The organism is Variovorax sp. Soil_C_19 (assembly GCF_057657255.1).
In genome coordinates, this window is sequence record NZ_JBDGIV010000002.1 from 82,057 (window position 1) to 107,377 (window position 25,321).

General features: G+C 69.6%; 20 protein-coding genes. 10 read left to right on the forward strand and 10 right to left on the reverse strand.

Features of this window, described 5'->3' with window-relative positions; genetic code table 11:
* The first annotated feature begins 3 nt into the window (after nucleotides 1-3).
* The 5 genes from AC3A6R_RS04870 (at nucleotide 4) to AC3A6R_RS04890 (ending at nucleotide 8,725) form a co-directional block, all read left to right on the forward strand.
* Nucleotides 4-984 (forward strand): Bug family tripartite tricarboxylate transporter substrate binding protein, encoded by a 981-nt coding sequence (locus tag AC3A6R_RS04870; protein ID WP_487863916.1) that lies wholly within the window; start codon nucleotides 4-6, stop codon nucleotides 982-984.
* A 120-nt stretch (nucleotides 985-1,104) separates the two neighbouring features.
* Nucleotides 1,105-4,608, forward strand: coding sequence for a transglutaminase family protein (locus tag AC3A6R_RS04875; protein ID WP_487857916.1), 3,504 nt, complete (start codon nucleotides 1,105-1,107; stop codon nucleotides 4,606-4,608).
* A 52-nt stretch (nucleotides 4,609-4,660) separates the two neighbouring features.
* Nucleotides 4,661-7,255: a circularly permuted type 2 ATP-grasp protein gene (locus tag AC3A6R_RS04880; RefSeq protein WP_487857917.1), complete on the forward strand. Its 2,595-nt coding sequence runs from the start codon at nucleotides 4,661-4,663 to the stop codon at nucleotides 7,253-7,255.
* A gap of 19 nt (nucleotides 7,256-7,274) precedes the next feature.
* Nucleotides 7,275-8,270, forward strand: a complete 996-nt coding sequence (locus AC3A6R_RS04885) for a transglutaminase family protein (RefSeq protein WP_487857918.1) — start codon at nucleotides 7,275-7,277, stop codon at nucleotides 8,268-8,270.
* Nucleotides 8,267-8,725 (forward strand): RidA family protein, encoded by a 459-nt coding sequence (locus tag AC3A6R_RS04890; RefSeq protein WP_487857919.1) that lies wholly within the window; start codon nucleotides 8,267-8,269, stop codon nucleotides 8,723-8,725. Before AC3A6R_RS04885 ends, AC3A6R_RS04890 begins: the two co-directional genes overlap by 4 nt.
* Before the next feature lie 29 nt (nucleotides 8,726-8,754).
* On the opposite strand, the gene AC3A6R_RS04895 is transcribed toward AC3A6R_RS04890, so the two are convergent.
* The 6 genes from AC3A6R_RS04895 to AC3A6R_RS04920 form a co-directional block, all read right to left on the reverse strand.
* On the reverse strand, nucleotides 8,755-11,124 hold the full coding sequence (locus AC3A6R_RS04895) for a phosphocholine-specific phospholipase C (RefSeq protein WP_487857920.1): 2,370 nt from the start codon (nucleotides 11,122-11,124) through the stop codon (nucleotides 8,755-8,757).
* Between the two features lie 29 nt (nucleotides 11,125-11,153).
* Nucleotides 11,154-11,351 carry a hypothetical protein gene (locus AC3A6R_RS04900; RefSeq protein WP_487857921.1) on the reverse strand — a complete coding sequence of 66 codons (198 nt, stop codon included), beginning with the start codon at nucleotides 11,349-11,351 and terminating at the stop codon, nucleotides 11,154-11,156.
* A gap of 172 nt (nucleotides 11,352-11,523) precedes the next feature.
* Nucleotides 11,524-13,137 (reverse strand): GMC family oxidoreductase, encoded by a 1,614-nt coding sequence (locus AC3A6R_RS04905; protein WP_487857922.1) that lies wholly within the window; start codon nucleotides 13,135-13,137, stop codon nucleotides 11,524-11,526.
* A 13-nt stretch (nucleotides 13,138-13,150) separates the two neighbouring features.
* On the reverse strand, nucleotides 13,151-14,152 hold the full coding sequence (locus tag AC3A6R_RS04910; protein WP_487857923.1) for an ABC transporter substrate-binding protein: 1,002 nt from the start codon (nucleotides 14,150-14,152) through the stop codon (nucleotides 13,151-13,153).
* Nucleotides 14,153-14,187: 35 nt separating this feature from the next.
* Nucleotides 14,188-15,009, reverse strand: a complete 822-nt coding sequence (locus AC3A6R_RS04915) for an ABC transporter ATP-binding protein (protein ID WP_487857924.1) — start codon at nucleotides 15,007-15,009, stop codon at nucleotides 14,188-14,190.
* Nucleotides 15,006-15,773, reverse strand: coding sequence for an ABC transporter permease (locus AC3A6R_RS04920; RefSeq protein ID WP_487857925.1), 768 nt, complete (start codon nucleotides 15,771-15,773; stop codon nucleotides 15,006-15,008). The genes AC3A6R_RS04915 and AC3A6R_RS04920 overlap by 4 nt, the downstream gene beginning before the upstream one ends.
* A gap of 110 nt (nucleotides 15,774-15,883) precedes the next feature.
* Between AC3A6R_RS04920 and AC3A6R_RS04925 the strand changes: the two genes are divergently transcribed.
* Entirely contained in the window at nucleotides 15,884-16,618 is a 735-nt protein-coding gene (locus AC3A6R_RS04925; RefSeq protein ID WP_487857926.1) for a GntR family transcriptional regulator, read from the forward strand.
* A complete protein-coding gene (locus AC3A6R_RS04930; RefSeq protein ID WP_487857927.1) occupies nucleotides 16,615-17,796 on the forward strand; it encodes a mandelate racemase/muconate lactonizing enzyme family protein in 1,182 nt (393 codons plus the stop codon). Before AC3A6R_RS04925 ends, AC3A6R_RS04930 begins: the two co-directional genes overlap by 4 nt.
* Nucleotides 17,797-17,826: 30 nt before the next feature.
* On the opposite strand, the gene AC3A6R_RS04935 is transcribed toward AC3A6R_RS04930, so the two are convergent.
* The gene (locus AC3A6R_RS04935; protein WP_487857928.1) at nucleotides 17,827-18,615 is read right to left on the reverse strand and encodes a GntR family transcriptional regulator; all 789 of its coding nucleotides are present in this window, start codon (nucleotides 18,613-18,615) and stop codon (nucleotides 17,827-17,829) included.
* 119 nt (nucleotides 18,616-18,734) lie between these two features.
* Here AC3A6R_RS04935 and AC3A6R_RS04940 point away from each other — a divergent pair, with 119 nt between their 5' ends.
* From AC3A6R_RS04940 to AC3A6R_RS04950, 3 genes are all read left to right on the forward strand, one after another.
* Entirely contained in the window at nucleotides 18,735-20,465 is a 1,731-nt protein-coding gene (locus AC3A6R_RS04940) for an acetolactate synthase catalytic subunit (protein WP_487857929.1), read from the forward strand.
* The gene (locus tag AC3A6R_RS04945) at nucleotides 20,462-21,229 is read left to right on the forward strand and encodes a 3-oxoacyl-ACP reductase (protein ID WP_487857930.1); all 768 of its coding nucleotides are present in this window, start codon (nucleotides 20,462-20,464) and stop codon (nucleotides 21,227-21,229) included. Before AC3A6R_RS04940 ends, AC3A6R_RS04945 begins: the two co-directional genes overlap by 4 nt.
* 61 nt (nucleotides 21,230-21,290) lie before the next feature.
* The gene (locus tag AC3A6R_RS04950) at nucleotides 21,291-22,283 is read left to right on the forward strand and encodes a Bug family tripartite tricarboxylate transporter substrate binding protein (protein ID WP_487857931.1); all 993 of its coding nucleotides are present in this window, start codon (nucleotides 21,291-21,293) and stop codon (nucleotides 22,281-22,283) included.
* Here AC3A6R_RS04950 and AC3A6R_RS04955 read toward each other — a convergent pair.
* From AC3A6R_RS04955 to AC3A6R_RS04965, 3 genes are all read right to left on the reverse strand, one after another.
* The gene (locus tag AC3A6R_RS04955) at nucleotides 22,280-23,164 is read right to left on the reverse strand and encodes an NAD(P)-dependent oxidoreductase (protein ID WP_487858614.1); all 885 of its coding nucleotides are present in this window, start codon (nucleotides 23,162-23,164) and stop codon (nucleotides 22,280-22,282) included. The genes AC3A6R_RS04950 and AC3A6R_RS04955 overlap by 4 nt on opposite strands.
* A gap of 49 nt (nucleotides 23,165-23,213) precedes the next feature.
* The gene (locus tag AC3A6R_RS04960) at nucleotides 23,214-24,242 is read right to left on the reverse strand and encodes a LacI family DNA-binding transcriptional regulator (RefSeq protein WP_487857932.1); all 1,029 of its coding nucleotides are present in this window, start codon (nucleotides 24,240-24,242) and stop codon (nucleotides 23,214-23,216) included.
* A gap of 73 nt (nucleotides 24,243-24,315) precedes the next feature.
* Nucleotides 24,316-25,314, reverse strand: coding sequence for a 2-hydroxyacid dehydrogenase (locus AC3A6R_RS04965; protein ID WP_487857933.1), 999 nt, complete (start codon nucleotides 25,312-25,314; stop codon nucleotides 24,316-24,318).
* Between the last annotated feature and the right edge of the window lie 7 nt (nucleotides 25,315-25,321).

The window sequence follows — 25,321 nt, forward strand, 5'->3', positions numbered from 1 at the left end:
ACCATGAACCCATTTCCACTCAACCGCCGCAACCTGCTGCTGTCCGCTGCCGCACTGGGTCTGCACCCGCTCGCCGGCGCCGCGGGCGACGAATATCCGTCGCGCAAGCCCGTGCGGCTGATCGTGCCGTTCTCCGCGGGGGGCAGCTCCGACGTCGTCGGCCGCACCATCGGCGACTGGATGGCGAAGGATCTCGACCAGACCGTGCTGATCGAGAACAAGACGGGCGCGGCCGGCGCCATCGGCAGCCATTACGTCGCCAAGGCCGAACCCGACGGCTACACGCTGCTGCTCGTGGACGCGCTTCACACCGTGAACCCGGTGTTCACGCGCAACATCCCGTTCGACCCCACGAAGGATTTCACCGCCATCGGCGGCATCGCCAAAACGCCGCTGTTCCTGGTGTGCCGGCCCGACTTTCCCGCCAAATCGGTGGCCGAGATGGTTGCCTACGCGCACAAGCACCCCGGCAAGCTGAACATCGGCATCCCCGGCAACGGCAGCATCGTGTTCGAGATGATCCGCCACCTGAGCAAGGCCAGGGTGACCGTGGTGCCGTACAAGGGCACCGCGCCTGTCATGATCGACCTCGTGGCCGGCCAGATCGATTTGATGGTGATCTCCATCGCCTCGGGCGCGAGCTTCGTGAAGAACGGCCAGGTGCGCATGCTCGCGACCACCGCCCCCGAGCGCCACCCCGACTATCCCGACGTGCCGACCTTCGCTGAAGGCGGCCTGCCGGGCGTGGTGTACGAGCAGTGGTTCGGCCTGATGGGCCCGGCCGGACTGCCCGCGCCGGTGTCCGAGCGCATCAGCCGCTCGATCAGCTTCGCGCTGGCCCAGCCGGCGATGAAGGAGCGCCTCAAGGCGCTGACGCTGGACCCCTTCGAGGCCGATGCGAAGACCTTCGGCGACCGCGTCGAAGGCGATGCCCGCAAGTGGCGGCAGCTCGCCAAGGACGCGAAGATCAAGCCGGTCGGCTGACCGGGACGCGGCTGGCGCATTCCTTGCGTCCGCCAGGGCGAAGGCCTGTCCGCAGGCCCTATCATGCGTCGAAGCCCGGCAGCAGCTGTCGGCGCGCAATATCGTCCTGACGGGAGAAACATGTCCATCCACGCCGCGCTCCACCACGTCACGCACTACAAGTACGACCGGCCGGTGCAACTGGGACCACAGGTGGTGCGCCTGCGCCCGGCGCCGCATTGCCGCAGCACCGTGGTCTCGTATTCGCTGCGCGTCGAGCCCGCGGACCATTTCGTCAACTGGATGCAGGACCCGTTCGCCAACTACCAGGCGCGGCTCGTGTTTCCCGAGAAGACGCGCGAGTTCAAGGTCACGGTCGACCTGGTGGTCGAGATGGCGGTCTACAACCCCTTCGACTTCTTCCTCGAGCCGCAAGCCGAGAATTTCCCGTTCAAGTACACGCCGTCGCAGGCCGAGGAGCTCGCGCCCTACCTCGTCACCGAAACCCCCACGCCGCTGCTGGCGGCCTACCTCGACAAGGTCGACCGCAAGGTGCAGCGCACCATCGACTTCCTGGTCGGCATCAACCAGCAGGTCCAGCAGGACGTCAACTACCTGATCCGCATGGAGCCGGGCGTGCAGACGCCCGAAGAGACGCTCGCCAGCGGCAGCGGCTCGTGCCGCGACTCGGGCTGGCTGCTGGTTCAGCTGCTGCGCCACTGCGGCCTCGCGGCGCGCTTCGTTTCGGGCTACCTGATCCAACTCACGCCCGACGTGAAGGCGCTCGACGGCCCGAGCGGCACCACCGTCGACTTCACCGACCTGCATGCCTGGTGCGAGGTATTCCTGCCCGGCGCAGGGTGGATCGGCCTGGACGCCACCTCCGGCCTCCTGGCCGGTGAAGGCCACATTCCGCTCGCCTGCACGCCCACGCCGTCGAGCGCCGCGCCGATCGAGGGCGGCGTGGATGAATCCGAGGTCGAGTTCGGCCACGAGATGAAGGTCACGCGCATCTACGAATCGCCGCGCGTCACCAAGCCCTACAGCGACGACCAGTGGAGCGAGGTGCTCGCGCTCGGCGAGGCGGTCGACGCGCAACTGCAGGCCGGCGACGTGCGCCTCACGATGGGCGGCGAGCCGACCTATGTGGCCACGAGCGACCGCGATGCGCCTGAGTGGAACACCGATGCGCTCGGCCCCACCAAGCGCGGCTACGCCACCGAGCTCGTGCACCGGCTGCGGGCCGAATACGGGCACGGCGGCTTCCTGCATTTCGGCCAGGGCAAGTGGTACCCCGGCGAGCAGCTGCCACGCTGGGCGCTGTCGATTTTCTGGCGTGGCGACGGCCAGACGCTCTGGCACGATCCCGCGCTCTTTGCCGACGAGCGCGTGCCCACGCACTACACGAGCGACGATGCGCAGCGCTTCACCACGCTGCTCGCACGCAAGCTCGGCATCACCGAGCGCTACGTCCTGCCGGGTTACGAGGACGTCTACTACTACCTCTGGCGCGAGCGCCGCCTGCCCGTCAACGTCGATCCCTTCGACTCGAAGCTCGAGGACGAACTCGAACGCGTGCGCCTGCGCCGCGTGTTCACGCAGAAGCTCGATGCGGCCATCGGCTACATGCTGCCGCTCGCGCCCGCCAATGCCGACCGCGATGCGCCCGCGCTCGAAGGCCCGGGCTGGCAGACCGGCCCGTGGTTCCTGCGCGACGACCGGCTCTACCTGATTCCTGGCGATTCGCCGATGGGCTACCGCCTGCCGCTCGATTCGCAGCCCTGGGCCAGCAAGGGCGACTACCCTTACCTGGTCGAGCGCGATCCGACGGCACCGCGCGCTGCGCTGCCGAGCGCCACCGACTACCGTGCGCGCTATGACGTCGTTGACGGCGCCGGCGCCGGCGCCGATCGCGATGCGGTGCCGTACGCCTTCGGCGCGCCGCCCGCGGTGCCCGCCGCGCTGCGCATGCAGTCGCCCGGCGATCCGGCCGCCGCCGGCGACGCGGCCAGCCACTTCGCGCGGCAGCAGACCACCCGCCAGCCGCGCCGCGGCGAGTCGGCGCACTGGGTCACGCGCACGGCGCTGTGCGTCGAGGTGCGCGATCCGCGGCGTGCCAACGGCCCCGCCGCCGAGAAGCAGGGCAGCGCCTCTGGCGTGCTGTACGTCTTCATGCCGCCGCTCGCGCGGCTCGAGGACTACCTCGACCTCGTCGCGGCAGTGGAAGCCACCGCGCGCGAACTCGGCGTGCGCATCGTGATGGAAGGCTATCCGCCGCCGCGCGATCCGCGCCTGAAGATGCTGCAGGTCACGCCCGACCCTGGCGTGATCGAGGTCAACATCCATCCCGCGCACAACTGGAAGGAACTGGTCGCGCACACCGAGTTTCTGTACGACGCGGCCTTCGAAACGCGCCTGTCGGCCGAGAAGTTCATGACCGACGGTCGCCACACCGGCACCGGCGGCGGCAACCATTTCGTGCTGGGCGGGGCCACGCCCGCCGACAGCCCCTTCCTGCGCCGGCCCGAGCTGCTCGCAAGCCTGTTGCTCTACTGGCACAACCATCCCTCGCTGAGCTATCTTTTCTCGGGCATGTTCATCGGCCCGACCAGCCAGGCGCCGCGCGTGGACGAGGCCCGCAACGACCAGGTCTACGAACTCGAGATCGCGCTCGCGCAGATCGCCAGGAGCCGCGAGCTGCATGGCGAGGGCATGCCGGCATGGCTGGTCGACCGCACGCTGCGCAACATCCTGATCGACGTCAGCGGCAACACGCACCGCAGCGAGTTCTGCATCGACAAGCTCTACTCGCCGGATTCGAGCACCGGCCGGCTCGGGCTGCTCGAGCTGCGCGCCTTCGAGATGCCGCCGCATGCGCGCATGAGCATCGTGCAGCAGCTGCTGATCCGCGCGCTGGTCGCGCGCTTCTGGAACGCGCCATATCGGGCGCCGGTCACGCGCTGGGGCACCGAGCTGCACGACCGCTTCCTGCTGCCGACATTCGTGAAGATGGACTTCGACGACGTGATCGCCGAGATGCGGCAGGCCGGCTTCGCCTTCGAGGCCGAATGGTTCGCGCCGCACTTCGAGTTCCGCTTTCCGCTGGTGGGCCAGGTGCAGGCGATGGGCGTTGAGCTGTCGCTGCGCAACGCGCTCGAACCCTGGCATGTGATGGGCGAGGAAGGCGCGCCCGGCGGCACGGTGCGGTATGTCGATTCGTCGCTCGAGCGCATCGAGGTGCGCGTCACCGGGCTCAACGAAAGCCGCCACACGGTCACCGTCAACGGCCAGGTGCTGCCGCTGCAGCCCACCGGCACGGCCGGCGAGTTCGTTGCGGGCGTGCGCTACAAGGCCTGGAACCCGCCCTCGGCGCTGCATCCGACCATCGGCGCCCATGCGCCGCTGACCTTCGACATCGTCGACACCTGGATGAAGCGCTCGCTCGGCGGCTGCCAGTATTTCGTCGCCCATCCGGGCGGGCGCAACTACGAGACCTTCCCGGTCAACGCCTACGAGGCCGAAAGCCGCCGCCTGTCGCGCTTCACGCGCACGGGCCACACGCCGGGGCCACTGCAGACGCCGCCGGCCACGATCGAGATCGCGGGGAGCCGGGAGTTTCCTTTCACGCTGGATCTGCGGCGTTGAAGAAGGCGGGGTCGCAAGGCCCTGATGACGACGGTGTGACAATCCACGCACTGTGGAACCCCTGAACGAATCCCTGTTCGACGCCGCCGCGCTGGACCATCCAGCTGCGCTGGCGTCGGCGCTCGCGCCCGCGGCCCTGCCCGGCCACTTCGACGAGCTGCGCGGCCGGGCCGCCGGCGCGGGCGACAAGCCACCGCTCACGACCGGCTGGAGCGCCTTCTTCGAGCAGCTCGGCCCGGGCGGCTTCGCCGACCTGCCGCGGCGCGCGGTGAGCCTGGCGCGGCAGATCCGGGACAACGGCGTCACCTACAACGTCTATGCCGACGCCGACGGACCGCAGCGGCCCTGGTCGCTCGACCTGTTCCCGCTGATCGTCTCGCCCGAGAGCTGGCGCCAGATCGAGGCCGGCGTGCTGCAGCGCATGCGCGTGCTCGACCGCGTGATGGCCGACGTCTACGGCCCGCAGCAGCTGCTGGCCGAGGGCCTGCTGCCCGATGCGCTGGTGCGCGGCCATCCGGGCTACCTGCGCGCGATGCACGGCGTGAAGCCGCCGGGCGACACCTGGCTGCACATCGCGGCCTTCGATCTCGCGCGCGGGCCCGACGGCAACTGGTGGGTGGTGTCGCAGCGCACGCAGGCGCCGTCGGGGCTGGGCTACCTGCTCGAGAACCGGCTCGCGATCACGCGACAGTTTCCGCAGGCCTTCGAGGCCCTGCACGTGCAGCGCCTGGCCGCCACCTACAGCGCGATGATGGACGGCCTGCAGCGCATGTGCCCGGCCGGCGCGCCGCCGCATATCGCGCTGCTGACGCCCGGCCCCTACAACGAGACCTACTTCGAGCACGCCTACCTGGCGCGCTACCTGGGCCTGACGCTGGTCGAGGGCAACGACCTCACGGTGCGCGACCAGCGGCTCTACCTCAAGACGCTGCAGGGTCTGCGGCCGGTGCACGGCCTCATCAAGCGGCTCGACGACCAGTTCCTCGATCCGCTCGAGCTGCGCCCCGACTCCACGCTGGGCGTGCCGGGCCTGTTGCAGGCGATCCGCGCCGGCAACGTGCTGGTGGCCAACATGCCGGGCTCGGCATTCCTCGAATCGCCGGCGCTGCTGGGCTTTCTGCCCGGGCTTGCGCGGCGCCTGATCGGCGAAAAACTCAGCCTGCCCGCGCTGCCGACCTGGTGGTGCGGCGAGCGTGCCGCGCTCGACGCGGTGCTGCCGCAGCTCGGCGCCTCTGCCATCAAGCCGACCTATCCCGGCATCGACGGGCAGACCAGCTTCGATGCGGTGCTCGGCAGCCAGCTCCGGCGGCGCCAGCTCGACGAATGGGCCGGGCGCATCCTGCGCGACGGCGACGCCCACACGGTGCAGAGCTACATGCCGCTGTCGCAGATGCCCACCTGGGCAGGCGACATGGGGCCGGGCCACATCGCGCCGCGCGCGGTGCTGCTGCGCGTGTTCGCGGTCAGCGACGGCGCACAGTCGTGGCGCGTGCTGCCCGGCGGGCTCGCGCGACTCGCGGGACGCGACGCGCAGATCGCCTCGATGCAGCGCGGCGGCAGCAGTGCCGACGTGTGGGTCCAGACCCATGACGAGGTCGACCGCACCACGCTGCTGCAGCCGCATGCCACCACCGCCTCGCTCGCGCGGCACCGCGCACCCGTCACCAGCCGCGCGGCCGAGAACATGTTCTGGCTCGGCCGCTACACCGAGCGCGCCGAGAACGCGGTACGGCTCGCGCGGCTCGTGCTCGACCTGCTGGGCGGCGAGGACCAGTCGTCGCGCCCGCTGCTCGAATGGCTGCATCGCATGGCGCTGCGCAATTCGCTGGTGCCGGCGGGCGTGCCGAGCGCGCCGCAGTCGCGCCGCGTGTTCGAGCGCGCGCTGGTGGCCGAACTCGGCGACGTGGCGCGCGGCGGCAGCGTGGGGTACAGCCTGCGCTGCATCCGCCAGTCGGCGGCGGCCGTGCGCGAACGGCTCTCGCAGGACAACTGGAACCAGATCGTGCGCACCGAGGCCGAGTTCCTGCGCCGCGCGGCCGAGCAGGCTGGCGAAGGTAGCTTCGCGACCCCCGTCGCACTGCGCACGCTTGAATCGGCCAGCACCGCGCTGGCCGCGATGACGGGTGCGCAGACCGACCGCATGACGCGCGACGACGCCTGGCGGCTCTTGTCCATCGGCCGCCACATCGAGCGCCTGGGCTTTCTCTCGAGCGCGCTCGCAGCCGGCTTCGAGGGCGGCGCGGTGCACGAGGCGAGTGGCTTCGAGGCGATGGTGGCGCTGTTCGACAGCACCATCACCTTTCATGCGCGCTACCAGCAGCGGCGCGACGTCGCCACGTTGGTCGACCTGCTCGTGCTCGATACCGAGAACCCGCGCTCGCTCGCCTGGGTGACGCAGACGCTGCGCGGGCGCATCGCGCGGCTCGCGGGCAGCGCGCCAGGCAAGCTCACCGCGCTGTCGCACGAGCTGCCCGACCCCGCTACGTGGTCGCTCGAGGCGCTGTGCGCCCCCGGCGCCGACGCGAGCCATGCTGCGCTGATGGAGCTGCTCGCCGGCTGCGAGAGCGCGGCCTATCATGTGTCCGACGCGATCGGCATCCGCTATTTCACGCTCACCTCGGAGTCGCTGCGCTCGGTGGGCGCCTGACGTCGAGGCCGCGACACCCATGCTTCTCCACGTCACGCACGAAACCCGCTACGCCTATTCGCCCCCGGTCGAAACCGCGCAGCACCTGGCCCACCTGAAGCCGCTCGACACCGCGTCGCAGCGCCTCGTGAGCCACCGGCTCACGATCGACCCGGCACCCGCGCACCGCAACGAGGTGCCCGACGTCTACGGCAACACGCGCGCCTTCTTCGCGCTCGATGCCACGCACGAGAGCCTCGTGGTCACGGCCGAGAGCGTGGTCGAGACCTCGGTGCCGCAACTCGCGCCCGGCGTGGCGCGCGCGCTGCCCTGGGAGGCCGTGCGCGAGCGCTTCCGCTACCGCAAGGGCGCGGTGTTCGATGCGGCCTCGGAGTTCGTCTTTCCCTCGCCCTACGTGCCGCGCCACGACGATTTCGCGGCCTATGCGCGCGCCAGCTTCACGCCCGAGCGCCCCGCCTTCGAGGCCGCGATGGACCTGACCGAGCGCATGTACCGCGACTTCGAGTACGACGCCGACAGCACCGAGATCAACACGCCCGCGGTCGAGGCGCTCGCGCAGCGCAGGGGCGTGTGCCAGGATTTCGCCCACATCATGATCGCGTGCCTGCGCGCATTGGGGCTGCCCGCGCGCTACGTGAGCGGCTACCTGCTGACCCAGCCGCCGCCCGGCCAGCCGCGGCTCGTGGGCGCCGATGCGTCGCACGCGTGGGTCGCGCTCTACCTGCCGGGCGGCAGCAGGGGCGACGGCAACAGCGAAGACGCCGGCGGCTGGGCCGAATTCGATCCCACCAACGGCCGCCAGCCCGGCGAGGACTACGTGGCACTCGCCATCGGCCGCGACTATGCCGACGTGTCGCCGATGCGCGGCGTGCTGCACGGCGGCGCGCGCCACACGCTCGACGTGGGCGTGACGGTGCGCCCGCTCGACGAACTGCAGGGCGACGCGGCCGCGCAGGCAGCGCCGTCACAATCACAGACTCAGTTTTCGCAACCCCAGGACAAGGACCCATCATGAGCGTTTACGACAAGCTTTCCAGCCTCGGCATCACCCTGCCCCCGGTGGCCACGCCCGCCGCGGCCTACGTGCCTTTCGTGCGCACCGGCAACCTCGTGTTTCTCTCGGGCCACATCGCACGCAAGGACGGCAAGCCCTGGGTTGGCCAGCTCGGCGCCGATGTCAACACCGACGAAGGCAGGAAGGCCGCGCGTGCCATTGCCATCGACCTGCTCGGCACGCTGCATGCGGCCGTCGGCGACCTGAACAAGGTCAAGCGCATCGTCAAGCTGATGAGCCTCGTCAACTCGGTCGGCACCTTCACCGAGCAGCACCTCGTGACCAACGGCGCGAGCGAATTCTTCGCTGAGGTCTTCGGTCCCGAGAAGGGCGCGCATGCGCGCAGCGCGTTCGGCGTGGCGCAGGTGCCGATGGGCGCCTGCGTCGAGATCGAGCTGATCGCCGAAGTGGAATAAACAACCCCGGCCAAGGCCGCACCGCTCGCTCAGAAGCGGTCGGCCATGCCCATCGCCGGATCGCTCACTGCATGGCGGCCGGTCTCGATCCGGCCCGCAAGGCGGCGGTAGAACGCCTGGTCGGCATCGCAGCGCACGGCCAGGTCGTACCACTGGCCCGATGCCTCGAGGCTCCAGCTCAGCAGGGTCTCGCCGCCACCTTCCACACGCACCGTCCAGTCGTCGTCCGGCCGACCGCCACCATGGCCATGCCCGTGGCCGTGGCCCTTGCCCGGCCCGCCGTCACGGTCGCGGTCGCCGTGCACCCAGCGTCCGCCGCCGAGCACCCGTGGCCGCGCATAGGCCTTGTTCGACTGCACGGTGAAGACGCAGTCGCGGCGCCCGTCGTTGCGCAGCTGCAGGTACAGGTCGCCGCGGCGTGCGTCGTAGCCCACGCGGATCTCGGGCGATGCCGCGCCGCCCGCGCGCAGTGCGTTGAGGTCGCCCTTGAACTGCCGGTGGTAGCCGTTCGGGCCCAGCACCCAAAGGTCGTAGCGCCCGGCGTTGTCGGTCATCGCGTTCCAATGGCCGTCGAGCCGCTTGCCGGGCTCCACCATGTAGCGGCGCGGCAGCTGGTCGGCGAGGTGCAGCTTGTCATAGACATGGAACACCGCCGCGGCGCGCCCGCTGTTGGCGAAGAGCAGCTGGATGCGGCCGTTGGTCGCGTCGCTGCGCGCGCTGGTGTGCAGTTCGTACGGCAGGGCGCGCGAGGGCCGCACGCCGGTGGCCTGCTGCGGAAGCGCGGCATCCAGGGGCGGTTCGATCTTCGGCATGGCCTGCTGCGCGGCGGTGCGCGCATCGACCTCGGCCTTGGTGCTGCGCCCGGACAGGGTCGGCAGCGGCTCGTCGTTGGGACGGTCGAAGTTGAACGCGCTCGTGAGGTCGCCGCAGACCGCGCGGCGGAACGGGCTGATCTGCGGCTCGGCCACGCCCGTGACCTTCTCGAGGAACATCAGCGTGGAGGTGTGGTCGCAGACCTGCGAGTTGACCCAGCCGCCGCGGCTCCACGGCGACACCACCCACAGCGGCACGCGCGGACCGGGGCCGTAGGGGCGGCCGTCCTGCGCGGGCTGCTTGGGCGTTGCCGGCGTCCAGTCGTGGTACTCCACCGCCACGTCGTCGGCCGCCATGGTGGTGCCGCCGGCCAGCGTCCCGTCGGGGTTGCGCGAGGGTGCCGACGGCGTGGGCACATGGTCGAAGAAACCGTCGTTCTCGTCGTAGTTCACGAGCAGCACCGTCTTGCTCCAGACCTCGGGGTTGGCGGTCAGCGCGTCCAGCACTTCTTGCACATACCAGCCGCCCTTGGCCGGGCTCGACGGGCCGGGATGCTCGCTGTAGACCGAGGGCGCGATGATCCACGACACCGCGGGCAGCCGGCCGTTCTGGATGTCCTCGCGGAAGGTCTCTAGGAAGCCGTGCGGCATGGTGTTGTGGAAACCCTTGGCGAGCGGGCTCAGGGTGTCGTCGACCACGGGGTCGTAGAACGGGCCGGCCGCGGTCACCGGCTGCGTGATGTCGGTTGCGGGCACGTACACCGGCCGGCGCGCGGGCGGCATCTGCTCGATGGCCGCGCGCCAGTGGCGAAAACCCATCATCTCGTTGCAGCCGAAGTTGTCGACCAGGCTCTGGTAGACCTTCCACTTCACGCCGGCCTGCTCGAGGCGGTCGGCGTAGGTGGTCCAGGTCCAGCCTTCGGTCGAGGCACCGATGTCGTTGCCGCCGTTGAACTGGTTGTTCAGCGCTGCGATGCGGACCTTGCCGCCGTCGACCGGGCTGATGCCGTTCGGGCCGTTGGTGCCGCTCCAGTAGAACAGGCGGTTGGCGATGGTGCCGGTGTGCATGCCGCAGTGGTAGTGGTCGCAGAGCGTGAAGGCATCGGCGAGCGAGCGCTGGAATGCGACCTCGGCCGCTTCGTAGTAGCCCATCGACAGCGGGTTCTTCGCATCGGGCCACTTGTACATGCGGCCGTGGTCCCACGCAGCCTGCGAGTCGGCCCAGCTGTGCGGCGTGCTGCCGGCGCGCTGCGCGTTGCCCTTGCTTTCGTCGAGGTGGTAGGGCACGTAGGTGGTGGGCGGCGAGGTCTTGGTATAGGTCTGGTGGAAGACGTTCTTGCCGTTCGGCGTGGGCACGGCAAAGCGGTCGCCGAAACCGCGCACGCCCTTGAAGGTGCCGAAGTAGCTGTCGAACGAACGGTTCTCCTGCATCAGCAGCACGACGTGCTTGACGTCCTTGATGGTGCCGGTCTCGCGGTGTGCGGGAATCGCGAGCGCGCGGCGGATGCTCGGCGGAAAAGTGGCCAGCGTGGCGGCGGCAATGCCGGTTCCCGCGGCGCTCTGAAGGAAATTGCGGCGTGAGGTCATGGGGTGTTGTGCTTGTCGTTTGATGGGGCTCAGGGCGCGAAGCTGACGTTGGGCTGCGCCTGTTCCTGCTGGGCTTGCGCATCGGCCACGGCCGGGGCCTCGGTCTTGCTCGACAGGGGGGCGGCGAAGCCCGCCGCGCCGCCGCCACCATCGCCACCGCCACAGGCGCCAAGGCTGGCGATGAACGAAAGCGCGATGCACGCGCGCCAGGAAGTGAACTTGCTCATGGATGACGACTCCGTTGTCCGAACCGAAGAAATCCCTGCCGCCTCGGCAAGGCAGCCGCAAGACTAGGATTTCGAGGTGACAGGTCAACGAACGCGCAGCAGTTCGTGCGCGGTTGATGCGTGCAGCACACGAAGCGTTGCGAGTTGCAACGCGGCGTGCGAACTTAGGAATTCAAGGCTGCGCGAGCACGAGGTCGGCGCCCTTCTCGCCGATCACGATCGCTGCCGCGTTGGTGTTGGCCGAGGTCATCGTCGGCATCACCGAGGCATCGATCACGCGCAGGCGCTCGATGCCGCGCACGCGCAGTTGCGCATCGACCACCGAGCGTGCGTCGCCGCCCATGCGGCAGGTGCCGACGGGATGGAACACCGTGCCTCCCTTCTCGCGCGCGAAGCGCGCCAGCTGCGCATCGTCCTGCACGCCGTTGCCGGGCAGGTATTCCTCGCCGGTCACGAGATCGCGGAACGCGGGCTGCGCATAAATGTCGCGCAGCATCTTCAGGCCCTCGACGAGCACCTTCACGTCGTGCGGCTCGACCAGGTAGTTGGTCGTGATGCGCGGCGGCGCGAGTGGATCGGCGCTCTGCAGCGCGACGCGGCCGCGCGACTCGGGCCGGCACTGCGCGGCCGAAGCCGAGAAGCCCGAGAAGCCGTGCAGCGGATCGCCGGGCTTGTCGACCGACAGCGGCATCACGTTGAACAGCACGTCGGCGCGCGCGTCCTTGGCGACCGGCGTGCGCACCATGCCGCCCACCTGCCCCGCGCCCACGGTCAGCGGGCCGCTCTGCGAGAACAGCCACTGCGCGCCCATCTTTGCCAGGCCGAAGGGGCTTCGCACCTGGTCGTTGAGTGACATGCGCTCGCGCAGCTTGACGATGACGCGCGCCTGGTAGTGGTCTTGCAGGTTGGCGCCGACCTCGGGCGCATCGGCCTCGACCGCGATACCGTGGGCGCGCAGCGCATCGGCCGGGCCGATGCCCGAGAGCTGCAGCAGCTGCGGCGTCTGCAGCGCACCGGCCGCAAGGATCACCTCGGCGTCGGCGCGCGCACTCTGCAATTGGCCGTGCGCGTCGAGCCACTCCACGCCGACGGCGCGGCCCTGCTCGACGAGCAGGCGCGTCACGCGCACGCCGCTGCGCAGCTGCAGGTTGGGCCGCTGCCGCACCGGCGCGAGAAAGGCCGTGGCCGCATCGCAGCGCCAGCGCCCGCCGAGAGTGAGCTGGTAGGTGCCCAGGCCCTCGTCGCGTTCGCCGTTGAAGTCGTCGCTCTGTGCAAAGCCGGCCTGCGCGCCAGCCGCAAGCCAAGCGGCGCAGTAGGGATGGTCGTTGCGCAGGTTCGACACGCGCAGCTCGCCCGCGCCGCCGTGGTACGTCGTCTCGCCGCCGTCGTAGCGCTCGGATTTCTTGAAGAACGGCAGCAGCTCGCGGTAGCTCCAGCCGGTGGCTCCGGCCGCGGCCCAGTCATCGAAGTCGGCGCGCTGGCCGCGGATGTAGATCAGCCCGTTGATTGCGCTCGATCCACCCACCACCTTGCCGCGCGGCCAGACGATGCGGCGGTTGCCGGTCTCGTGCTGCGGCTCGGTCTCGAACTGCCACGAGAAGCGCGTGTCGTAGATCGAGCGGAAGTAGCCCACCGGCAACCTCAGCCAGAAGTGCCGGCTGTCGGTGCCCGCCTCGAGCAGCAGCACGCGCCGGCGCGCATCGGCGCTGAGCCGGTTGGCAAGCACGCAGCCGGCGGAACCGGCACCCACGACGATGTGGTCGAAGCCCTGGGTCGATCCGCTCATCCGCGCCGCGCCCTCACGCCTTGACCAGCGCGGCGAACAGCGCCGGATCGAAGTACTGCTTTGCGCTCAGCGCATTCTGGATGTTGGCGTTCGAGACGAAGAAATCCGTCACCTGCTGCAGCCAGTTGGCGACCGTGCCGTCGGCGTACTTGGCGCGCCACTCGGCCGACGAGTAGTATTTGCTGGCCTTGAACTGCTCCTTGAACTGCGCGAGCGGCACTTCCTTGTACTGCGACTTCTGCAGCGCGGCGGCCGCGCCGTCGGGGTCGTTGACCATGCGCTCGTTGGCGGGCAGCCAGCCGGCGATGAGCTTCTGCAGCACCGGCTTGTTCTTCTCGTAGTAGTCGTTGCGCGCGGCCCAGCCGCCGACGATGGCCGCCTGCGGGAAGAAGGCCGAGGCATCGATCAGCTTCTTTGCGCCGGGCGCCTTCTCGCGCACCGTGGTGTCGAACGGCGACCACAGCGCCACCGCCGGCACCGCACCCGAGATGAACGAGGTCACGGCCTCGGACATGCGCTGGTTGACGATGCGCACGTCCTTGGCCGGGTCGAGCTGCGCCGAGCGCAGCGCGCGGTCGAGGAACACGTGCGCGGTGGTGCCGGTGGTGGTGGAGATCTGCTTTCCCTTCAGGTCGGCCAGCGTCTTCACGCCCGCGTCCTCGCGCACCCAGAGCTGCGCAGTCGCGTACTCGATGTTGTTGATCAGGAACACCTTGCCCTGGCCGCGGGCGGGAAAGTTCGACAGCACCGCGCCGGTGGCCAGCACGTCGAGGCTGCCGCCCACCATCGCCTGGAAGATCTCCAGGCCGGTGGTGAACTGGCGCAGCTGCAGGTCGAGCCCCTGCTTGGCGAACGTGCCCATCTCCTGGCCGAGCCAGATCTGGCCGTCGACGGCGGGCGTGTGCAGGTAGCCCACGTTGACCTTGATGCGCGATTGCGCCCAGGCCGGCAGCGCGAGGCTGGAGGCCGCGACGGCGGCGCCGCCTGCGAGGATTGTTCTGCGTTGGAGGGACATGTCGTTCTTCCTTTCAAGCTCTACCAAAATGAAAATCAATCGGCCAGGCGGACCTGCTGCTTCGATTGGGCCGCGTACTCCTGCATCACCAGTTCGCGGATCTGCGCGCGCAGTTGCGCGAAGCGCGGGTCCTCGTGCACCGCCTCGCCGCGCGGATAGCCGAAGGGCACGTCGATCACGGTGCGGATGCGCGCCGGCCGCGCGGTCACCACGACGATGCGCGACGAGAGATAGATTGCCTCGTCCACCGAGTGCGTGATCAGCATCACGGTCTTGCCCTCGGCCTGCAGCACCTCGAGCAGCAGGTCCTGCATGGCACTGCGGGTCTGCGCGTCGAGCGCGCCGAAGGGCTCGTCCATGAGCAGGAACTCGGGCTTTACCGCATAGGCGCGCGCCAGGGCCAGGCGCTGGCGCATGCCACCGGACAGGTGCTTGGGATGGTGGTTGGCAAAGTCGCCCAGCCCCATGAGCTGCATGTAGCGCTCGACGATGCCGGCATGCTCCGACCTGGGCACGCGGTTGGACCTCAGGCCGAGGCCGAACGCGATGTTCTGCCGCACCGTGAGCCACGGAAAGACGCCGTACTCCTGGAAGATCACGCCGCGGTCGGGCCCCGGCGCCGTCACCGGCTCGCCGTCGAGCAGCACGCGGCCCTCGGTGGGCTGCACGAAGCCCGCGAGCATGTTCATCAGCGTCGTCTTGCCGCAGCCCGAGGGCCCGATGATCGAGACGAACTCGCCCTGGTGGATGTCGAGGCTCACGCCGTCGAGCACCCGCATAGGGCCTTGCGCGGTGGGAAATTCGACCGCCACGTTGTCGAAGCGGATGCGCGGGGTGCCGTTCGCGAGCGTGTTCATGCCAGTCTGTCCTGCCAGGCCACCAGGCGCCGTGTGGCGGCGCGCAGCAGCAGATCCATCGCGAGCGCGATGAAACCGATGGAGATGATGCCGACGTAGATGATGTCGAGCTGGAAGAAGGACGATGCGTTCTGGATCAGCGCACCGAGCCCCTGCTGCGCCGCGATCAGTTCCGAGGCCACGAGCGTGGCCCACGCCACGCCGAGCGATACGCGCACCGCCGTCAGGATGTGCGGCACCGTGAGCGGCACGATCACGCGGCCGAAGATCTCGAAGTCGTTCGCGCCCAGCGTGCGCGCCACGCGCACGTAGATCGGGCTGATCTGCGCGATGCCTTCGTACATCACGATCACGCCCGCGAAGAACGAGGCATAGAACAGGATCACGGTCTTCGCGACCTCGCCGATGCCGAAGTAGACGATGACGAGCGGGATCAGCGCAATCGGCGGCAGCGCACGAAAGAAGTTGATCACCGGGTCGATGAAGCTGCGCACGCCGCGATACCACCCGAGGCAGAAGCCCACCGGAACCGCCGCTGCTGTGCCCAGCGTCACGCCGATGAACACGCGCTGCGTCGACATGAAGATGTCCATGGGCAGCCGGTCGCCCATCAGCGAGACGAAGCGCTCGGCCACCTCGTGCGGCGCCGGCACCAGCGCCGGATTGACGAGGCCGCTGTAGCGCAGGCCATACCAGATGGCCAGCAGCAGCAGCCACGGGACGAGGATCAATGCAGTTCGGCGCGCGGCCGTTCCTTGTCGCATGGGCTTGTTGTCTCCTGCCATCGGCTCAGCATGAAAGAAGTGGCCGCTGGCCCTTCGCTCTGCTATATTGGTTTAAAGGTTCTATAGACCATACCTTTAGAACACTCTCGATGGCAAGTGCGGATTTACCCCTCTTCGGCGACAGCCCCATTCCCCGCTACCTGCAGCTGGCCGACCTGATGCGCCAGCGCATTTCGCGCGGCCTCTGGCCGCAGGGCCACCGCTTGCCGTCGCTCGACGAACTCGGCCAGGAGTTCGGCGTGGCGCGGGTCACCGTGCGCCAGGCGGTCGAGCTGCTCGCGCGGGACGGCCTGCTGTCGCCGCAGCAGGGCCGCGGCACCTTCGTCACTGGCCAGGCCAGCGAGCGCTGGCTCAGCGTCGAGACCTCGCTCGAGGCGCTCGCACGCATGTACCGCGACACCGTGCCGCAGCTCGTCAACATCGACGAATCGACCGTCGCGCCCGCGCTGCGCCCCGGCGAAGGCCGGCCGGCCGATCGCTACGTGTTCATGCGCCGCGTGCACTCGCGCGAGGGCGCACCGTACTGCGTCATCAACATCCACCTGGCGGAGCCCGTGTTCCGCCGCACGCCGAAGCGCTTTCGCGACGAACCCGTGATCCCGATCCTCGTGGGCCTGAAGAGCCTGCGCATCGCCAAGGCGCACCAGGTGCTGACCATCGGCGCCGCCGACATGGAGGTCGCGCGCCTGCTCGGCGTGCCGGTCAATTCGCCGGTGGCCGAGGTACGTCGCGTGTTCCGCGACGCGGACGACTGCGTGGTCTACCTCGGCGAAGTCACCTACCGCGGCGACGCCATCCACCTCGAAATGAACCTGTTGCCATGAACCAAGACAACGCATCCATTCCCACGCCCGCCCTGCCCGTTTCGCCGCTCGCCATTGCCCGCGTGCGCGCGCATGTGTTCCGCTATCCAGTGCAGGTGCCGGTGCGCACCTCCTTCGGCACCATGACCGACCGCCCCGCCGTCTTCGTCGAGGTGACCGACGAGGACGGCGCGAGCGGCTGGGGCGAGGTGTGGTGCAACTTTCCGGGCTGCGGCGCCGAGCACCGCGCGCGCCTGGTGCACTCCGTGATGGCACCGCTGCTAGAAGGCCAAAGCTTCGACGAAGGCCCGCAGCAGGCATGGGAAGCGCTCACGCGCCAGACCGCGGTGCTCGCGATCCAGTCGGGCGAGCCCGGCCCGATGGCGCAGGCCATCGCGGGCATCGACCTCGCGCTCTGGGACCTGGCGGCGCGCCGCGCCGCCCAGCCGCTCTGGCGCTATCTCGGCGGCCAGCCGCGCATTCCCGTCTATGCGAGCGGCATCAACCCCGAGGGCGCGCTCGAGACCGCCGAGCGCATGCGCGCCGCGGGCCACAACGCCTTCAAGCTCAAGGTCGGCTTCGGCGCCGAGCGCGACGTGGGCAACCTCGAGGCCCTGCGCCAGACGCTCGGCGATGCGGCATCGATGATGGTCGATGCCAACCAGGCCTGGTCGCTCGACGAGGCGCTGGCCATGGCGCCGCGCCTCGCACCCTTTCGCCTCGACTGGCTCGAGGAACCGCTGCGCGCCGACCGCCCCTGGCCCGAGTGGCAGCAGCTGAAGGCGGGCTCGCCGGTGCCCCTGGCCGGCGGCGAGAATGTCGCCGGCCTGGATGGATTCGACAGCGCCATCGCCGCGCAGGTGTTCTCGGTGCTGCAGCCCGATGCGGCCAAATGGGGCGGCATCTCTGGCTGCTGGCCAGTGATCGCCAAAGCGCGTGCCGCCGGGCTGCGCTACTGCCCGCACTACCTCGGCGGCGGACTCGGCCTGCTGGCCTCGGCGCACCTGCTCGCCGCGGCGGGCGGCGACGGCCTGCTCGAGATCGATTCGAACGACAACCCGCTGCGCAGCGCGCTGAGTCCACGGCTCTCGCGGATCGACGACGGCTGGGTCACGCTCGACGAGACGTCGGGCATTGGCATGCCCGACGATGTGCTGCAGCAGGCGGCGGCCGTGGCACGGCCCGTGTCGGTCGACTGAACGACGCCGAGACACCGGGCGGCATCGCGCTCACGAAACCGGCGGCGTCTCCGGCTGCCCGGGTCCACCAGCGCCGTTCTTCTTCATGAGGCGGCCGATGTGCTGCCGCTTGCGAGTGCCCTCGATGTTCTTGAAGGCCTGGATCGCCAGCGCCTCGGGGTTCAGCCGCTCCCGCACGGCCGCGAGGATCTTCTCGCCGTGCAGCACGCCGTCGTCGGAGATGGCGCGCTCCAGCTTCTGCGCATCGCGCAGGCGCAGCGCGTCCATGATGTCTTCATGCTTGTGGCGGCCTTCCACGGGCGCGGGCTGCTCGCCTTCGTACAGGTACCGGATGCTCGGCCCCGTGATGGCCCAGAGCTGGCGCAGCAATGAACTGAGGTAGGGCATGTCGGCCGGCGCGTAGAGCGCGAAGTGGAACTCGACGTTGCTGCGCAGGATGTCGTCGGTGTTGCGCGCCTTCTTGGCCGCCATCACCCGTTCGTGGATCTGCGCAAGCCGCGCGAGGCCCTCGTCGTCCCACCGCCCGAGGCCCGCCGTGGCGGCCATGACCTCGAGGCGGATGCGGATCGCGCGCACCTCGGCCAGCCCCTGCACCGTCGGGCTCGGCACGCGGATAGAAAACCCGCGCTGGCCCACCAGGATGTCCTTCGCCACCAGCTGGAGCAGCGCTTCGCGGATCGGCGTCTGGCTGATGCCCGCGAAGTCGCCCGTTTCGGTCATTTCCCGCAGCTTGAAGGCGTGTCCCGGCCGGTACTCGGCGTGGATGAGCTGGTTGACGATCTTCTCTCTGACCACTTCGGTCAGGTTCTTGGCACTCATGAGGACTCGATCCAAGGGTTAACCCCCGTTTGCGACGGGCGTTCGAACGCGTTTTAATGCCAGGAATCTGCAGTATTTTATAAAACACTGCATCCTCCTGACCGACTTTTGATCGCAGCATGTCCAAACCTCTCCAGAACCCCGGCCTGAACAGGCGCGACACCGTGGGCCACATTGTGGCCAGAACACTCAAGAAGCACGGCATCGATCGCTTCTTCGGCCAGAGCCTGCCCAGCATGTTCGTGCTCGCGGCCGAGGAGGTCGGCCTCACGCAGGTGGCCTACCGCACCGAGAACGCCGGCGGCTACATGGCCGACGCGCATGCGCGCATGAGCCACCGGCCCGCGGTGATCACGGCCCAGAACGGCCCGGCCGCGGCGCTGCTCGTCGCGCCGCTCGCCGAGGCGCTGAAGGTGTCGATCCCGGTGATCGCGCTGGTGCAGGACATCGCGCGCGACCAGGCCGACAAGAACGCCTTCCAGGACCTGGACCACATCGGCCTGTTCAAGCCCGTGACCAAGTGGGTGCGCCGCGTGGACGTGGCCTCGCGCGTGGAGGACTACGTCGAGCAGGCCATCATCGCCGCCTGCAGCGGCCGCCCGGGCCCGGTCGTGCTGCTGTTGCCGGCCGACCTGCTGAACGAACCCGGCGTGCGCTCGAGCGTGGCGCGCCCGGCGTCGCTGGGCCGCTTTCCGCTCGACCGCAGCACGCCCGACGCGGCGGCGCTGCGCGAAGCCGTGGCGGCGCTGGCCGGTGCCCGGGCGCCGGTCGTCGTGGCGGGCGGCGGGGTCCATGTCTCGGATGCCTGCGAGGCGCTGAGCGCCTTCGCCGAAGCGCTCGCGCTGCCCGTCGCCACCACCAACATGGGCAAGGGCGCGGTGGCGGAGACGGCCGAGCTGTCGCTGGGCGTCATGGCCAACTGCCTGGGCCCCAACGGGTCGGGGCGCCACCTGAAGGACTTCATCGCCAAGGCCGACGTGGTGTTCCTGGTCGGCAGCCGCACCAACCAGAACGGCACCGACAGCTGGACGCTGTATCCGCCCGGCGCGCGGCTCATCCACCTGGACATCGACGGCCAGGAGATCGGCCGCAACTACGATGCGCTGCGCCTCGTCGGCGACGCCCGGCTCGGGCTCGAGGCGATGCTCGGCATCGCGCGCACGATGGACCTGTCGGCCCGCACGGGCCAACGCGCGGCGCTCGCGGCGCGCATCGCCGAGGGCCGGCAGAAGCACCAGCAGGAATCCGCCGCCGTGCGGCTCGGCAACGACACCCCGATCCGGCCCGAGCGGATCATGCAGGAGCTCGATGCGCTGCTCGGCCCCGACGACACGGTGGTGGCCGACGCGAGCTACTCGACGCTGTGGGTCACCAACTACCTGACGGCGCGCCGCGCGGGGCAGCGATTCATCACCCCGCGCGGCCTGGCCGGGCTCGGCTGGGGCATGCCGATGGCCATGGGCGCGCGGCTGGCGCAACAGGGCTGCCATGTGTTCTGCCTGGTCGGCGACGGTGGCTTTGGCCACGTCTGGTCCGAGATGGAAACCTGCAAGCGCATGGGCATCAAGATCATCACGATCCTCATCAACAACGGCATCCTCGGCTACCAGAAGCATGCCGAGAACCTGAAGTTCGGCGACCACACCTCGGCCGTCGACTTCTCGCCCGTGGACCACGCCGCCATCGCCCGCGCCTGCGGCATCCGCGGCGTGCGCGTGACCGATCCTGCGGACATCGGCGCTGCGCTCCAGGCTGCGAAAGAGGCCGAGGAGGCCACGCTGATCGAGGTGATGTGCGCCGAGAACGCCTATCCGCCGATCACCTTCTACACGCCGGAGAGCGAGGCATGAGCGCGGGCTCGAACAATCCTGCGCGCGTGGCGCTGGTCACCGGCGCGGCCCAGGGCATCGGCCTGGCCAGCGCGGTGGAACTGCTGCAGGACGGACGCACGGTGGTGCTCGCCGACCTGCACCTGCCCGCGCTCGACGCCATTCCGGCGGCGCTGCGCGGGCGCGCATCGGCCGTGCGGCTCGACGTGTCGGACGAGGCGGGCCGCAGGCAGGTGGTCGAAGACATCGTGCGCACGCACGGCGGCATCGACATCCTCGTCAACAACGCCGGCATCAGCCTGAAGAACGCCGAAGGCCGCTCCAACGGCATCCTCGAGGTCGACATGGCGGAGGTGCAGAAGACGCTGGACGTCAACGTGCTGTCGATCGTCCGGCTCTGCCAGCTCGTGCTGCCGGGCATGAAGGCGCGGCGCTGGGGGCGCATCGTCAACGTCTCGTCGCTCGCGGGCCGCGGCAAGTCGATCGTCGCCGGGCCGGCCTACATGCTGACCAAGTCGGCTGTGCTCGGGCTCAGCCGCGCGATCGCCTCGGAAATGGGGCAGTACGGCATCACCACCAACTGCGTGGCGCCGGGCCGCATCCTGACCCAGATGGCCCTGCAGGCCGGCGAGGAAGTCAACCGCCGCTATGCGCAGCAGATCCCGGTCCAGCGCATCGGCGAACCGGCCGAAGTGGGTGCGGCGATCCGCTACCTCTGCAGCGAGGCGGCGGGCTTCACCAACGGCGCGGTGATCGACGTCAACGGCGGCTTCTTCATGAGCTGAGCGCCATCCAGCGGCCCCGCGGGGCCACTTCGACACTTCGGAAAAAACCCAGGGAACCCACATGCAACACCACACTGTCCATCTCGGCAAACGCTCTTTCCTCTCGCGCTGCGCCGCCGCGCTCCTCGTGGCGGGCGCGCCCTGCGCCGCCGTCGCACAGGGTGCGGAAGCCTTCCCCGCGCAAGACCTCGCGCTGATCGTCAACTACGGCGCGGGCGGCAACACCGACGTGGCGGCCCGCGCACTGGGCAACACGATGGAGCTCATCCTCAAGAAGACCGTCGTCATCCACAACCGGGCCGGCGCGCAGGGCACGCTCGGGGTCTCGAACCTCGCGCGGCAGAAGCCCGACGGCTACACGCTCGGGGTGGTGACCTTCTCGACGATCGCGATCACGCCGCACCTGCTGAAGGTCGACTACACGGTGGACGATTTCGACTTCATCGCGGGTGTCGCGCGCTATCGCTACGGCGTGGCGGTGCGCGCCGATTCGCCCTACCAGACCATGGCCGACCTCGTGGCCGCCGCCAGGCAGGGCAAGGGCATCTTCTTCGGTGCGCCGTCCGCGCCCAACAACGTCGCCATGCACGAACTCGGCCGCAAGACCGGCGGAAAGTTCGAGGAGGTGAACTACAAGTCCGGCACGGAGACCGTCGCCGCGCTGCTCGGCGGCCAGGTCGACGTGATTGTGCAGAACCCGTCGGACATCCTTCCGCATGTGAAGGCCGGCAAGATGCGCTTCCTCGCGAGCGCCAGCCCGATGCGCTGGAAGGAGCTGCCCGAAGTGCCCACGCTCAAGGAACAAGGCTACGACGTCGAGATCGACTCCTGGATCGGCCTGGCGTACCCCAAGGGCACGCCCAAGGCCATCCGCAGCAAGATGGAAGCCGTGGCGATGACGGCCACGTCGAGCGCCCAGGTCGTGCGCACATTCGAGAGCGCCGGCGTGGACCCGGTGGCGCTCTCGGGTGCCGACTACCGCAAGAAGCTGGTGGAAGGCCGCGAGGTCATGGGCGCGGCGCTCAAGGCGGCCAAGCTGCCCCGCACGAACTAGCTTTGCTGCGCGAGCAGCGCCACCAGCTCGGGCACGTAGCGCTGTGCCCCGCCCTGCTCCACCGCGCCCGCATAGGTGCCGAGCACCGCATCGGCAATGGCGCGCGCCGCGTTGGCGCCGCCCGCCATCTCGGTGTAGTAGCCCAGGTCCTTCTGCGCATTGCTCATCGCGAACTTGAGCCCGCTCGGGTCGCCGGCCGTGATGAAGCCCCTGAGCCGCTCGAGCGCCACGCCGCCGCCGCCGCCCTTGGCGAGCACGTCGACGAACACGCCCGGGTCCACACCCGCACGCTGGGCGCAGGCCGCGGCTTCGGCGATCAGCGCCACGGCGCCGAGCGACACGTAGTTGTGCAGCAGCTTCATGCCGTGGCCGGTGCCGACGGCGCCGGTGTGCACGATGTTCTCGGCAAAGCACGAGAGGATCGGACGACATTCGTCGAGCAGCGCGGCGTCGCCACCGACGAGCAGGTTCAGCCGGCCCTCGGCAGCCTCCTTGGGGGTGCGCGTCATCGGCGCATCGAGAAAGCGCCCGCCCGCGCGCTGCACCGCCTCGGCCACGCGCTCGGTCGAACCCGGGATGGCGGTGGAGCAGTCGATCACGATGGTGCCGGGCTTCAGGCCCTGCAGCAGGCCGCCGTCGCCGAGCACCACGGCCTCGACCTGCGGGGAACCGGTGACGCAGACGATCAGCACCTCGGCGCCGCGTGCCAGTTCGGCGCCGCTCGCGGCGCTCTTCGCGCCCGCGGCCTGGAGTGCGTCGAGCGGCTGGTTGCCCGGATGCTCGAGCACGGTGAGCGGATGGCCGTGCTTCACGAGGTTGCTGGCGATGCCGTGGCCCATGAGGCCGATGCCGACCATGCCGATGGCGGCTTTCTTCTTCATGTCATTCATTGCTGAGGATTCCTGATGTGCTGCAGCCGCCGATTGTCATTCAGCCAGGCCCGGCCGACGAGCCGCGCACGACCAGTTGCCCCGGCAGCAGCATCTGCCGCGCCGGGCCTTCGAAGCCGCGCAGTCGCTCGATCAGGCAGGTGGCCGCCGCGCGGCCGATGGCATCGGTCGGCTGGGCCACGGTAGAAAGCCCCGGCCCGATCAACGGCGCCCATTCGGTGTCGTCGAAGCCGACGAAGCCGAGCTCTTCGCCGAACTGCCAGCCCAGGCGCGCCATGGCTTGCGCCACGCGCAGCGTGACCACCGCGTTGCCCGCGACCACCGCCGCACGGCGCCCGCGCTTCGCACGCCGGTGCAGCGCACGCAGCGCCTCGTCGAGCCCTTCGTTGTCGCCCTCGACGCTCTCGAACACCTCGCCGGCCACACGCGGCTCGTGCGCCGCCACGCAAGCGCCGAAGGCCGCGGTGCGCTCGCGCCGCGAACTCACGCCCTGCTGCGGCTCGGTCACGTAGAGCAGCTCGCGGTAGCCACCCTCGACGAGATGGCCGCAGGTGTTCTTCATCGCGTCGGCGTTGTCGAGCGAGACGAAGTCGGTGTGCATGCCGGCATGGCGCCGGTCGACCAGCACCGCGGGCTTGCCGTGCAACGTGACCGCGTCGACCACGTTGCTGCCGCGGCCCAGCGTGTTGAGGATGTAGCCGTCGACCTGGTAGCCCGACAGCGCATGGATGGCCTCGCGCTCGCGTTCGCTCTCGTTGCCGAGGTTGAACAGCATCACGAGGTAGCCCGCGTCCTGGCAGGCCTTCTCGGCGCCGCGCAGCACCGCCACCGAGTAGGGGTTGGTGATGTCGGCCACGATCAGGCCGATGAGGCGCGAGCGCCCGTGGCTCAGCGCCTGCGCCATCGGGCTCGGCGTGTACGCCAGCTCGGCGATCGCCGCTTCCACGCGCGCGGCGATGTCGCGGCTCAGCAGGCGGTCGCGGTGGTTGAGAAAGCGCGAGACGGTGGCCTTGGAGACGCCCGCCGCGGCGGCGACATCGGCGATGGTGGCGCGGCCGCTGGCTTTCATGGTCTTGCTCCTGCGCCGCTGGCCCCCACCCCTGCCCTCCCCCAGAGGGGGAGGGAGAAAGACGAGGTCGCGCTCATGCGGCGGCCGTGTCGAAGCGCGCCGTCGGCTTCTCGCCGGCCAGCACCTGCAGCAGGTTGGTCGTTGCCAGTTCGGCCATCGCATGCCGCGTCTCGTGCGTGGCCGAGCCGATGTGCGGCAGCGGCGTCACGCGCGGGTGCGTGCGCAGCGGCGAATCGGCCGGCAGTGGCTCCTTCGCGAACACGTCGAGGCCGGCGGCGCGCAGCGTGCCGTGGTCGAGCGCGTGCAGCAGCGCTGCCTCGTCGACCGTGGCGCCCCGCCCGCCGTTGATGAAGGCCGCCTGCGGCTTCATGCGCGCGAAGAACGCCGCATCGATCATGCCGCGCGTGGCCTCGGTCAGCGGCAGCATCGCGAGCACGATGTCCGAGCGCGCGAGCAGGTCGTCGAGCGGCGTGTGGGTGGCGCGGCCCTGCAGTTCGGGCGCCTGCGCGGCCAGGTCCACCGGACGGCGCGAGTGGTAGAGCACCGGCATGCCGAAGCCCAGCGCAGCGCGGCGCGCCACCGCCTGGCCGATGCGGCCGAAGCCGAGGATGCCGAGCGTCTTGCCATGCACGTCGGTGCCGAACAGGTCTTCGCCGATGTTCTTCGTCCAGCGGCCTTCGCGCACGAGGTTCGAGAGCTCGACCACGCGGCGCTGCGTCGCCATCAGGATCGCGAAGACGGTGTCGGCCACCGTCTCGGTCAGCACGTCGGGCGTGTGGCACAGCACGATGCCGCGGCGGTGCAGCTCGGCGAGCGGATAGTTGTCGACGCCGACCGACACGCTCGAGATCACCTGCAGCTGTGGTGCCGCATCGAGCAGCGCCGCATCGACCGGATGGCTCGACCCGATGAGCCCGTGCGCGCTGCCGAGCGCAGCCGCGAAAGCCTCGGGTTCCTTGCGCGGATCGGCCACGGTCACGTGGTGCGCGGCCGAAAGGCGCGCAAGCTGGTCGCCAGGGAGTGCCCGGAAGACCAGCACGTTCCTCTTGTTGCTGTTGTCGGTGGTTTTCATCATGTTC